This window comes from Amycolatopsis sp. NPDC104863 (assembly GCF_055582965.1).
Genome location: NZ_JBVJOW010000006.1, coordinates 594,418 through 606,615 on the forward strand (window position 1 = coordinate 594,418; position 12,198 = coordinate 606,615).

General features: G+C 64.3%; 10 protein-coding genes. 1 reads left to right on the plus strand and 9 read right to left on the minus strand.

Annotation, left to right across the window (positions count from 1 at the left end; genetic code table 11):
• Positions 1-150: 150 nt before the first annotated feature.
• The 8 genes from ACZ63J_RS33230 to ACZ63J_RS33265 form a co-directional block, all read right to left on the minus strand.
• Entirely contained in the window at positions 151-690 is a 540-nt protein-coding gene (locus ACZ63J_RS33230; protein ID WP_465401336.1) for a hypothetical protein, read from the minus strand.
• A 14-nt stretch (positions 691-704) separates the two neighbouring features.
• Complete coding sequence (locus ACZ63J_RS33235; protein ID WP_465401337.1) at positions 705-1,127, minus strand: type II CBASS E2 protein; 423 nt, start codon at positions 1,125-1,127, stop codon at positions 705-707.
• 44 nt (positions 1,128-1,171) lie between these two features.
• On the minus strand, positions 1,172-2,197 hold the full coding sequence (locus tag ACZ63J_RS33240; RefSeq protein ID WP_465401338.1) for a hypothetical protein: 1,026 nt from the start codon (positions 2,195-2,197) through the stop codon (positions 1,172-1,174).
• Positions 2,198-2,341: 144 nt separating this feature from the next.
• Entirely contained in the window at positions 2,342-3,349 is a 1,008-nt protein-coding gene (locus tag ACZ63J_RS33245; protein ID WP_465401339.1) for an ImmA/IrrE family metallo-endopeptidase, read from the minus strand.
• Positions 3,350-3,393: 44 nt separating this feature from the next.
• On the minus strand, positions 3,394-4,350 hold the full coding sequence (locus tag ACZ63J_RS33250) for a hypothetical protein (protein WP_465401340.1): 957 nt from the start codon (positions 4,348-4,350) through the stop codon (positions 3,394-3,396).
• A gap of 84 nt (positions 4,351-4,434) precedes the next feature.
• Positions 4,435-5,337: a hypothetical protein gene (locus ACZ63J_RS33255; protein ID WP_465401341.1), complete on the minus strand. Its 903-nt coding sequence runs from the start codon at positions 5,335-5,337 to the stop codon at positions 4,435-4,437.
• A gap of 1,177 nt (positions 5,338-6,514) precedes the next feature.
• The gene (locus tag ACZ63J_RS33260) at positions 6,515-6,949 is read right to left on the minus strand and encodes an NUDIX domain-containing protein (RefSeq protein ID WP_465401342.1); all 435 of its coding nucleotides are present in this window, start codon (positions 6,947-6,949) and stop codon (positions 6,515-6,517) included.
• Between the two features lie 33 nt (positions 6,950-6,982).
• Positions 6,983-7,117 (minus strand): hypothetical protein, encoded by a 135-nt coding sequence (locus ACZ63J_RS33265; RefSeq protein WP_465401343.1) that lies wholly within the window; start codon positions 7,115-7,117, stop codon positions 6,983-6,985.
• Positions 7,118-7,257: 140 nt separating this feature from the next.
• Between ACZ63J_RS33265 and ACZ63J_RS33270 the strand changes: the two genes are divergently transcribed.
• Entirely contained in the window at positions 7,258-8,820 is a 1,563-nt protein-coding gene (locus tag ACZ63J_RS33270) for a hypothetical protein (RefSeq protein WP_465401344.1), read from the plus strand.
• A gap of 48 nt (positions 8,821-8,868) precedes the next feature.
• On the opposite strand, the gene ACZ63J_RS33275 is transcribed toward ACZ63J_RS33270, so the two are convergent.
• Entirely contained in the window at positions 8,869-11,778 is a 2,910-nt protein-coding gene (locus ACZ63J_RS33275; protein ID WP_465401345.1) for an NACHT domain-containing protein, read from the minus strand.
• Positions 11,779-12,198 lie beyond the last annotated feature (420 nt).

Consider the following 12,198-nt stretch of genomic DNA (forward strand, 5'->3'; position numbering starts at 1 on the left):
GCATTCAATCTGGGCTTCCCGAAAGCTCCGCCAAGGTTAGGGTCCGGACGTCGCTCATCCGGATCGGGACCGTTCGTCACCTCGCCCACCACGGAGCCAGCCGGCGCAGGTGGGCGCGGACCGCGTCGATGTAGACGGTCTCATGCGTCGTCAACTCCCCGAGGTCGACGAGTGACGAGTGACGAGTGACGAAGGGATGTTCATCGCGCTATCCGTGTTGTTCGCCGGCGCGTTCCACGCCTCGTGCATGGCCGTCCCGGCGGTCGCGCGAACCTGACTGATCAGCTCCGCGAAGGCCTTGCCGACCTGTTCGGATTCGATGACGATCCAGACCGCGTGATACGCGAGGTCCGCTTGCACCGAGCGCAGCGCCTCGGACAGCCTGACCCGTTCTTCGCCGGGTGCGTCAACGCGGCGGCGCCGGATGGCGTACGGGAACTCCTTATAGGCCTGGTACGCCGCGAACGCTTCAGCGAACGCCGCCCGAAGCCGGTTGCGCTCTTCTTCCCGCGTTTTCCTGCGCGCGAGCCAGATCGTGATCGCCGCGGTGATTAGAGCCGCGAGGAAAGCGCCAGACAGGACTGTGGCCACCAGCACGCTGGTGCTGCCGGCCGCGGAGGTTCCTCCGCTCGGTGCGGTCACCGTCGTGGTGGTCACCGTCGTGGTGGTCACGTCGACGGGGTTCGTCACGAGGCCATTATCGGTCATGCGGCCTCTGTGCCGGTCTCGCCGACCCCGGCGGTGGGAAGGTGGGCGGCCTCTTCGCCGGGCCACTCGCCGGTGCGCTGCCACCACTGCTCGCGCAGCAGATCGGCCACGACGTGCCCGATCAGCGCCACGGGCCCGTCCTTGCAGGTCCAGCGTTGTTCGGCCGGGTCGCCGGGGTACCACATGCAGAGGGACCCGTCGGGGTACCGGTGCGGGGAGTCCGACGGCAGGTCGGTGTAGACGTGCGGGATGCCGGGGGCCGCGCGGCCGAAGACCACCGTCACCGTCTGGACGGGCAGGTCAGGGAGGTCGAGCCGGACGGCGATGGCGAAGCCGCCACGGTGACGTCGCGGCGGCCGCACCACCTGCACCGGGAGATCACACGCGGCGAGGTGGCGCTGGAACAGGAGCCGGGGCACCGGCTTGGCATACCAAGCCGGTGCCCGCCAGGCTGGCGCCTTCCTCACTCCCGGCGCTCCGCAGCGCCGTACGCCCGGGTCGGCCGGATCAGGGTCGACGGGCCGCCGATGCCCAGCGTGGCCGTGGCCACCGGGACGTTCCGGCGCAGAGCCGCGACCTTACCCGCCAGACTGCTGGGCGACGGGTTCTCGACGTACTTGAAGAAGACTCCGGACAAGGCGGTGAGCACCGCCTCGCGGTCGTCGTCATGCTCGAGGGCTTCGGTGAGCCCGTCGGCGGCCGTCCGGAGCCGCTTGGCCGCGATGTCACGCGAGACCAACAGCTTCACGTTGGGCGAGACGCCCGCCGGATCGGGCGTCGCGCGGCCGGCTTCGACCCGGGCAGCGGCGTTCGTCAGCACCGCGCTCAACGCCGCCGCCATGCCCATCCCCGGCTCGACGAACTCCCAGGCCCAGACCGTGAGGTTGTGCGAGGAGAAGCCGGGTTCGTTGTACTGCTTGTTCCACGCCTTCAGCAGCCGGACGACGCGGCGGCGGGTCCGACGCAGCGACGGGCTGCCGGCGGTGAACAGTTCGACGTGGCGTTCGGGGTCGGACGCCTCCCAGGTGTTGGTCTTGAGGTTCGGGATCCACAGGCCCGCGCCCGTCTTGCGGGTCAACGCGACGACCATGTCCACGGTGGGGTCCTGGCCGTCGATCGGCTGGCCGAACGAGAGCTTCGGGCCGCGCTTCGAGGTGCCGCAGCGGGCCTTCGGGTAGACCTCGCGCACGGCGGGGCCGAGCAGCGCGCAGAGCTCGCCGGCGATCTCGGAGGGCGTGTCGCCGTCGCCGTCGGGGCCGAGCTTCGGGTAGACGCGGCGGTCGAGTACGACTCCGCCGTCGCCGTCACCAACCGGGTGGATGAAGGTGTGCTGCGGCAGCGAGCCGCTGCGGTAGGTCCGGACCGCTCCGGGGAACCTCTCGGCCACGGACCGGACCAGGTCCAGCCGGATCCGCGCTTCGGCCAACGGCTCCTTGTGCGCATCGGCCTTGCCACGGACTTCATCGAGGACTTCTTCGGTGTAACTCATTGCTGTACTCACTCGGGGTTGGGCGCCGGAGCGCCGTGACACCCAGTCGGGGGCTGGGCGGGCCGCCGTTCGGCGGCTTACCCATGACTGACGTCACACCTCGGAAATCGTCCGGATGCCGGTACACCGACCCGGTCCTGCCTGCTAGCCGGCGTCCTCGACACAGGTCTTGCAGGTCGGGCTATCGGCTGCGAATCGCGTCGGCGGGTACTTGAGGAAGCAGACGTTGCACTGACGATCTTCCTGCTCACGGACGACTGCGCACCCACAGTGACCGCGCGGACACAGAGGTGTATTGCACCTCGAGCAGGGCACCTCCGTGATCTTGAAAAATTCGCCGCAGGTCTCGACCTCACACCACCACGAACCGAACCGGGAGCGAGACGTGTTCGGCCGCGGCGGCGCAAACGGCCGCCACGCCGCGTTGTCCGGGACCAGCACCGCGACCAGGTAGTCTTCGTCGCACCACGCCGCCTGCCCATAGAGGGTGTCGCTGGTGCTGTCATTCTTGAACACGATGAAGGTGCTGTCCCGTTCGACGGTGGCCGAGGTGCGCAGGGCTGCGGCGATCAACGGCGTCGCCGCCTGGTCGGAACCCTTTGCGGGCGGCAACATCCCTCGCGGGGCCGCGAAGATCACGGAGCCGGCTGCGTCGAGAAGGACAACAACGCCGCCGCCGGTCAGGTGCTCGGCGGCACGAACGCAGCACGCCTCACGAGATGCCTGCGAATGGTGGAACAGCTCGACGACAGCCGGAGCCGTCGGACCTCGTGGATCGATGAGGTCCTTTACCTGTTCGCCTGGCAGGAGAACACGCGCGGCGAATGCGTCGCACGCGGCGTCTTCGAACGCCTCGGAGTCTTCGTAGTCGAACAGGCGTCGCCCCAGCTCCGGGTTCGTCTGCTGAAGGTGGTGCCCCAGCTCGTGGAGCCCGGTGAAGCCTCGGCGCCGCCGGGACCGCGACTCGCCCACCACCAAGGTTGGCGGCTCGGTCTCGTCCCGGTAGTTCCCGGCGACCGAGCACCGGCCACCCCTGCGTCCTTCGGGAACCAGCTCGACGACGATGTCCGGCCACGTCCGGAGCTCGTCCAGCGGCCCCTCCCGCAGTGCGGCCAGCGCGCCGGGCCGGCGCTGCTCGACCACGGCGATCATGGCCTCGGCCTAAGCGGCGGCCTCTTCCGCGAACCGGCCCCGCATCACGCGCCGCCGCGGCCGGTCTGCTCGTCGGACAAGTAGCGGCGAAGCCGCTCGTCCCAGTTCGGGGCACTGCCGCCGGTTTCCCTCGCGGCCAGGGCGAAGGCACCATAAGCACCGGACAGCCGGGCCTCGGTTTCGCTGATGTCTGCACGCTGGGCCTGCTTGTGCCAGACGTGCCGCCATCGAGGGTGCTCGGCGACAGCGACGAGTTTCGCCGGCAGGGGCCGCACCGTCCGGGAGATCTCCGCCGATTCCACTCCGGTCACCCGGGCGATCGTGGCAATCTGGTCGGGTTTCAGCGGGATCTTGCCCCTGAGCAGTCTCATCACCTCCGGCTGCCGCATTCCCAGAGAAGAACCGAGCGCTTGAAGGTCGACTCCCCCGCCCAGCAGCGACGTCAGGCTCGGCGTCGGCGTCCCCGCGGCCTCTTCGGGCAGCCCGGGAGCTCGCAGGAGCGTATCTATCTCGTCGGCGAGTTCCGCCCGCAAGGACGCGACCGGATCGAGTTCCGACTCTCCCCCACAGCCGAGCCGGGTCCCGGGCGGCGCCGGTGTCGATCGCCCCTGCGCCATGTCCGCGCTCCAGCTGACCACCTCGCTGGACCAGACGTCCAACGCTCGGTCCAGCACGCGGATGGGCAACAACGCGGTCAAGGTGGCCCACACCGTCGCATCGACTCCGAACGCGGTGGACGAGCCGCCCACCACTAGACAATCGCGGTCTTCGGCCGGTGGGTCGATGGTCACCGGCGAAACCAGGACTTCCCGGGACTCGAGGGCCAAGACCAATACAAGGATGCTGACCTCGTCCCATCGCGCCCGCCACACCTGGCCGACGCGGATCTCCTCCTCACCTGCCTCGCCGAATCGCGCTCGCAGTCCCGCGCTGGTCAGCGCAGGTCGCCCAGCCTGCTTGGCAAGATCGAGAAATCTCTGTGGCACGTCAGGGTCACTCATGGTGTCCTCCCGTATCACTCGACCGAGTGTGTCGCCATTCAGATCTGACGTCACAACCCGGAAGGCGTCCGGGCAGGCAGCCGATCATTCCTCGCTTACTGGACCACCACACAGCCGGATCACCTCCAGCGCCACCGCACGCACATCGTCGCTTTCGCCGACGAGCTGCGCCAGTTTCTCCTTCACCCGTCTGACCCGGTGGTAGGCCTGGCTACGGCCGCAGCCGAGGAGCTCCTGGATCGCCGGGACGTCGTCGATGCGCCGGACGATGGCGCGCTCCTCGGGCGAGAGCATCGCGACGATGCCAATGGCGTCCGCGGCAGCGTCGATCTCCTCCTCGAACGCAACTACCTGCTCCTCTGGGGTGGCCGTGTCCCGGTCGGGGATGTCGTGCTCGACTGCGTCCGGCAGAGGCTGCGTGGCGGGGTCGAGCGCCGCCGGGAAGCGAGCGACGAAGACCTCGACCAGCTGGGCGACCTCGAGGGCACCCGCGGCCTCGGTCAGCACCGCCCGGATCACCGCCGCGATCGACGGCTCGTCGGCCATCGGCGGGCGGCGCGTGGCACTGCTCCACGGCGGGATCCTGACATTCGGCACGGCTCGAGCGGCCGCCAGCAGGTCGGCGGCCGAGCCCGACCAGGGCACCGCTCCCGAGTTGGCCAACCGCCACCGCCCCGCGCCCGGCTCGCGCGGTGGCACCTTCTCGAAGGCGCTATCGCCCGCCAGCGCCTTCTCGACCGAACGCCGGATCGCGCCGACAGCGGTCCGGCGAGCCTGATCGACCAGCCAGTTACGGATCGACTTCCGCAAAAGCCGGCCCATGGAGGTGTCGTCGGTGGCCAAGGCCAGCAGGTTGGCCGTGACTTTCTCCAGTCGCTCGGCCAGGAATTCCCCGACCAGGTCTTCCCGGTCCGCCGGCTGCCAGCCGGCGGCCGGCGTGAGCGCCGGGAAACGCGAAACTTCTTCTCGGACCAGCTTGCTGATCAATGCCAGGCACTCGGTACCCAAGTATCCGAACGCCTGAAGTTCTTCAAACGCGGAGATGACCCACCTCCTCAAGTCAGGCGCCCGACTGTACGCGCGACCCCCGAGGTATTCCGGGCGACCCACCGGGTTGCTGCCGCGCAGCTGGATCCGGCCGGCCTTCAGGCTCTCTGCCCCGAGTCAGCCTCGGGCTTTCGCAGCACGACAGCGACTCAAAGAAGCCCTGACAAAAGTAGACGATTTCTGGCCACATCCAAACCATTTTTCACCGACCACAGCCGCCAATCCTTAAACCGCAAGCCATTCCGAGAGCCTAGGCACCCATGCCCCACAGATCGACGCCTGCCTCGGCCCTTCGATCGCCTGGGGACCGGACCGCAGCCGGCTCACATGCTGTGGGCCGTGATGTCGAGCCAGGTTTCCAGGTAGTCGCGGTCGGTCTGCAGGAACACCAGCTGATGACGGCGTTCGCGAAATCGGTCGATGAGGACGCGGCGGTGGCTGCGGCCGTCGTCGGGATGTCTTGGGTTCCGGAGCCGAGGAAGGCCCCGATGCTCTAGCCGATCTTCATTTAGTGACCCGCCAGCCTCCCGGCGTCAGGGCGCCCGGGGCCGTTGTCGACCAGGCAGCCCGGCGCCATCTGCAGGGTGTCGCAGATCGGTTAGCCTTTGACGTTGAGCGAGGTGTTGATCAGCACGGGCACGCAGGTGATCGCCGCGAACTCGGACAGGACCTCCGCGAGGAACGGGTTCTGCTCCGGGTCACCGTCCGAGCCCGAGCGGTGGCGTTCGCGTGCACGATCGCGGGGATCTTGTCGGCGACCCGCACAACACCCTTCGGCACGAGCTTCGGCTCGGCAGCGAGAACAACGTCGGCCAGACGGTGGCGCTCATCGAGCACGCAGTGACGAACGAGCGCTCGACGAGATCTGGAGCTGCCGTTGCGGCGTGTCGCCGCGTCGGCTTTCCACAGGTATTGTTCGGTGCGGCGGCGGGTCGGGCCCGCGGGCGAATTTGCGGCCTCGGCCCAGCGCGTCGGGCTCAGCAGTGGCTGCGCAGCCACATCCCGTTGATCCGGTCGAACGTCCGCGAGTCGAATACGCCGCTGCCGAACCACCAGATGCGCTGGCTCCTCACAGTTCCGCGCCGCTACCAACGCACCCATCATCACGGGGAAAACTTCAACCAAGCGGCGGGTGGTCCTGGGCTACCTTGGTCGCCAAAGTGATGGAGATGTCGACGAGACGATGGACATAGGGCCGTGCTCGGACCTCCTGCGGCCGCCAATAGGCCACCTCAATGGCGTCATCGCCCGCCCGTGGAATCCCGTCGACATAGGTCGTGCCAAACAGCAGAACATTTCGCTTGAAGCCAACACCATTATCATAGATGATTTGTGTCAGGTAGACCACCTGCCCGCAGGATAAACCAGTCTCTTCAACGACCTCCCGCCGAAGAGCGTCTTCGGGGACTTCGCCTGGCTCCACATGACCGACTGGGACACACCAACTACCTTTTTCCGGTGGATTGGCTCGCCGAACGCACAGGAGTTTACCGCCGGTCATATAGGCTAAACCCACACATATGCTACTGTTGTTCCTGGTTTCTGACGGCATCTTTCATCTCCGTTCGACAAGTGTCGACTGAGCTCAGTGCTTCTTGGGCCGGACAACCACGGTCACGAAAAGCACGATTGCCAGGACAACGATCTGATCGGCCTGATCAAGGTGCTGGAACGCGGTCAAGATCTTCTCGGCAACGAGGCCGAGGAAGCTGCTTCTCATCCCGATCCTCTCGGCGCACCACTTGGATGCGAACCAGCGTCTACCACTCGCTTGAGGCATACCTACTTCCCGCATCGCGCGGTAGGCTCCGTGCGGCAAGTGCGTGGCAAGTAACCGTACAGTCCGCGAACGGAGCCGCCGTGGTGAGATCAAAGGGGCGCAAGCTGCTCACGACGGAGCATCCCATCGGCCCTCGGGCCAAGTTCGCGTGGCTCGTCCGGGCGGTTCGGGTCACTCATCCAGACCGATCATTGCAAAATACCGGCGAGTTCAGTGCCCGGCTCTCATCGCGTGCCGGTGTAAATTTGGCCGCGGACACTATCAACAAGTACGAAACAGGCCAGCTCGAATTCACCTTGGAACGCTGCATACAGTTCGAAGATGCTCTCAGCCTGAACCGCGGCGACCTGGTTGATCCATACTGCTACCTCTACCGAGTATACAATCAAGTACCGAAAATCAAGAAATTGTCAACCAGTTATATCACGCCACAGGAGATCGAGACTATCTACAAGATCGGTAGCGGTGAGACGATCGGCGGCGTGGAATGGCTTCAGATTGCCATGCTTTACCGCCGAAAACCGGAGCTACTCGACCGCGTCAAAGATTATATGGCCGAACGATTCTTCGACGATCTGGCCAATCGATACGAACGCGAAGAGCGGCTTCTTCTTGAAGCCGCCATTCATCTTCGCCCATTGCTTTCGCCGCATATGCGTAACGCATTGACCAGTGATCCGTCGCGTCTATTCAACCTCGTCGAGAGCTTGGGGCACGAGCCCGACGCCGACTCGGTGAATATTATCGAATCGATAACTGGAGCACTTATCGACGACGAGTTTCTGGCTCAGAGTATTCTTGAGGCCGCCGGTCGAATCAACCGACTTCAAGAAAATCGGCCGTTCGCGAGCGCCGTAGCGGATGTACTGAACGACTATTCACGGCATGCTCTAACCTCAGACAAGATATTCTACTGCGCCCAGGAGGAAAGTTTAGGATATCTTGAATCTGCGCAAGCCAAAGACTGTTCGAATTCCATTAAACATGCCCGTTCGGGAAATGTTGACCTGCGACAACTGGTCCCTCGTCCGATAGGTTTCACCGCCGCCGATTTACGCCGGGAAGCGCAACTGGAGATGGAAAGATACCTTCTGGCGAATCTCGAGAGTCCAGACGCCGGCCTACCATTGTTGCCGGGAGTGTCGACGTTGCTGACTGACGCGCTGATCGGTGGCGATCGTCGCTCCCGTTTGTCCATATCAATCATGCTCCGATCCTGGAACGGGGCATCCGCGGCAACAGAAGCCCTGGGCGGCCTTCTGGCCAGGTCCTTACCAGAGATTAGTTTCGGGGTCAGACGAGCAGCTATCCGGGCGCTAACAAAAATAGGCGCCGACGAGCGAGTCAAGCATATCCTCGATCTCACCTCAGAGCACACTAAGGATGACGGTTGTGCCTGTATGCTCGGCTGGTCCCTCGGTTCGATCACCGGCGACGCGGCCCAGGTCGCATTGATCAATCTGTACGACCCGCGTACATCGAATAGCACAAAGCGGGCATTGCTCGTGTCGGGACGCCGACAGCGCAACAGTAGGATTCTCGAGCGTATGGTCCTGGATACAGACCCCAACATCGCCCAGGAAGCGTCGATTTTCTTGGACTCCATACGACACTCGTCGAGTGGCGGTCTGCACGACGACTGAAGTTATGATCTCACTACAATTCAGGTAGGGCGCAGAAAGCGCGTATGCTCAGGGCGACACGATCACGTGCGGCATTGCATCCTTAATCGTGTTCAAGACCTTACGATTGATTGATCCAACACTCACCACTGAAACCTTCTTTAGCGATTCACTCCATCGCTCAATGCCGTCGAGCGAGTCGAACCAGCCGTTCTCGAATCTAAGCTCCGCAACTGACTCGACGAAGTCAAACTCGTGCAAACTTCGCAGTTTCATCGAGTTTAGAGCGAGTTCCACGAGACGGAACTTGGTTTTGATCACGTGGAGGTCTTCCTCAGGCCACCAGCCGAGTTCAAGACTGGACACCTGCGGCAACGTACCGTAGAGCGCGAGAGGTGGCTCCCGGTCAAGGAAGTGGCCCAGGTGGATCTTGTTCAGCGAGCGCATGTACCGCGCCGCCATCAACGTGACTTCGTCTCTCACGTACAGCGACTTCCTCGAAAGATTTCCTAGAACTGCCTCACCGTAGTCCCTGACATCGAACAATTCCATGCACCGAAGTACCTCCTCAAAAACCCGGTCGCGCGGATCAGAAGCGAGTCCCGCCAACACCGGCAATGCCTCGTCGAGACGAGTCTCGGCGAGCGCTCGGATCGTAAATTTTATCTCGTCGATCGTTTGCGGATTGCACTGGGCGAGCAGATCGATCACGTACTCGCCAGCGGACGCGATCGTCTTCGCCTTATTCATCGAACTCGGCGGTAGCAGCCGTGAGGTCTTGACCTGGATCTCCCGTCGCAGATCTGCGTCCAGTTCCGGCGCCGTCTCCAGCGACGCGAGGACGAGCAACTGCAGGTCACCGCGGTTCAGCAGACCACGTAGTAGTTCCTCGCGCTGTTTCCGAGAGGCGTGCCCTACCGCCATGACAACGACCTCGTGCCACTGGTCGAGGTGAGCGTTTTGCACAACCGTGCCCACGTCGTCGGTGGTCATCGCGTCCCTGGCGGCCAGGTACTCCTGGAAGGTCCGGTGGATGAAGTCGACCCGGCCCTCGACCGGCTCACGGATCAGGCCGGAGCGTTCCAACAGATGCTGGTAGACGTTCTGGTTGCTCGCCTTCGCCTGCGGCATGTGGTGCAGCCGCTGCGCGATGCGGTAGAGCGCCCTCGGCACCTCTACGTCGGTGTAGCCATTGCGAATCAGCCAGTACGCGAGGTCTCCAAGGAGAAGCAACTTTTCCGTCCTGCCAAGCCCCTCGACCATGTCGATCTTGCGTTCGACATCACGGCGCTCCAGCAACATCTGCAGCGCAACCTCGTAGAGTTCCATCCGGTTGCTCGGTAGCGTCGCCCTGCGGTCTTGGTGAAGTGCGCACAACAGCGCGCACAACAGCGGGTATCCGGAGAGCTTGCGCAGATGGGCGCGGTTGACAAGTAGTTCGAGCAGATCTGCCTCATATTCTCGGAGCTTCTGTTTCGACTCGTCGTCGACGCACATCTGCTGCATCGCGGCGTGCCACCTCTCCACAAACAGCTGGACATCAGCACGGTTCATCGGCAGAAGGTCCATGACCAGGAACTGGGCGTCTTGCAGCCACTGCGGAGGCGCACCGCCTGGCCGAGAGGTCACAACTACTCTCGCTTGCGGGAACGTGCTGACCAGGTCCCGCAACCACGTTCGGGCACCCTCGCGGCGATCAGCCGCGAGCTCGTCGACTCCATCGATCAGCACGACCGCGCTGCCATCGCGGAGTTTCTGCTGCACCCAGCCGCGGGGCAACTCGTCCGAGATAAACCTGCCGATTTCGTCCAGGAACTGCTCGGGCGCCGGCAGTTCTCTGCCTGCATACCGCCGCAGGGGGACGAAAAAAGGGATTGTGTCGTTCCAGTCCGCGAGAGTCTCTGGAAAGTCACCCAACGCACTGCGCACAGCGATCCAATGCAACAACGTCGTCTTGCCGAGCCCAGCCTCCCCGCGGATGAACACCCGCCGGGTGTTCCTGAGTAGATCCTCTACCCGACGGACGTCACCGGCGCCACCGGACGACGCGGTTAGGCTAATGTACGCGACCGACAACGGGTATCGCCTGCTCGCGTCGGCCAGGGTCACACCAAACAGCTCGACCTGGTCGAACTTGCGGGCGACCAGCTGCCGGTAGTCATAGCCGAAGCCGGCACTGCGGTCTCGCTGTGGCAGGCGGGCGAGCACCTCGCGGATTCCGTCGAGCATCTCCCGATCCCTGCGCAGCAACTCGGTCAGCGCGTTCACAGAGAAGGCGGGCAGCCCGCGGGAGATCTCGATGACGTAGCCACAGCACTCCCGGAGTAGTAGATCGTAGAGCGCCGTTCCGTCAGAAGACAGCAGCGCAGTCTGGCTCGGGACCCGCCGCCGGATCGAACGGTCAAGGTGGCCTGCGTCCAGATCAGCGGCGAACAAGTCATTATCGTCCAGCGCAGCTCGGTCGAAAGTGTCACACACGGCGTCGATGGCGGATAGCTGTTCATTGTCCGCGAGGGCATGAAACTCCGTTTCGATAATGGGCTCCAGCCGGTCGACCACGGCCTCTGCGAAGTTATCCATCAGGCGCGCGAGCTTGCGCCGGTCCCGTTCCTTCGTGAGTTTAGAGGCCAGTTGGTCGACGGCGGCTCCACCGACCTCGGCCGCAATCTTGTGATCGCCGAGCCACAGCTTTGTGGCTGTGCGGACTGCGACCGTGCCGAGCGCGATCAAGGCTGTTTCGACGGGCATCGGCCTATCAAAACTCATTCCGGACGGTTCGACCGTACGTCGAGGCAGACGTGACCCGAATGCAGCAAGGCTACCCGGTCGCGGCGGGACCGTAGTCATCCCCACGTCGATGCGACTGCCGCGCAAGGTCGGGTGCCAGCGCGATGCCGCTGGCGGGGCGCCGTCGCGCAGCCCGCCGGCCGTATGGCCGGCGCCGCCGGGCTCCGACCGCGTCACCTGGCGAACCAGCATCTGTAGCACCCGCCCGCGCCGCGACAGTCCGCGCCAATCGGGCAATTGTTCGCAGGTAAGTGACGAAGAACTGTTCGCGTCCGGACCCGCGAGGTTCAACTCAGCCGCGTCCAGGACAGACCGGTATCGACCACGGAGCGAACGAGGCCTCGAGTCGCGGCACTTGAACGCCGGCCGACAGTCCGGTCGAAGTAAGTCTCCGGTTCGCCGCGACCGCAGCAGCAGCAGCAGCATCGAGACGGGTTGGCCGCGGTGCAGCGCATCAGGCCCAAATTGAAGATCACGAACGGATGCCAAAGCGCGGCCCCACGTTCAACGAGGCGGCGTGCCTGTCGAAGCACAGTCGCGGTCCACTCAGATCAAATACCTCCGCCCGGGAGCGCAGGCCTTTATGCGAAAATGTGAGGTCCTTGCTTCCGA

What these genes read in the sequence shown, in the direction of transcription:
- ACZ63J_RS33250 (WP_465401340.1), bottom strand. Translation starts at nt 4,350, where the DNA reads ATGAGTGACCCTGACGTGCCACAGAGATTTCTCGATCTTGCCAAGCAG.
- ACZ63J_RS33260 (WP_465401342.1), bottom strand. Translation starts at nt 6,949, where the DNA reads ATGCCGTCAGAAACCAGGAACAACAGTAGCATATGTGTGGGTTTAGCC.
- ACZ63J_RS33265 (WP_465401343.1), bottom strand. Translation starts at nt 7,117, where the DNA reads ATGAGAAGCAGCTTCCTCGGCCTCGTTGCCGAGAAGATCTTGACCGCG.
- ACZ63J_RS33245 (WP_465401339.1), bottom strand. Translation starts at nt 3,349, where the DNA reads ATGATCGCCGTGGTCGAGCAGCGCCGGCCCGGCGCGCTGGCCGCACTG.
- ACZ63J_RS33240 (WP_465401338.1), bottom strand. Translation starts at nt 2,197, where the DNA reads ATGAGTTACACCGAAGAAGTCCTCGATGAAGTCCGTGGCAAGGCCGAT.
- ACZ63J_RS33275 (WP_465401345.1), bottom strand. Translation starts at nt 11,778, where the DNA reads ATGCTGGTTCGCCAGGTGACGCGGTCGGAGCCCGGCGGCGCCGGCCAT.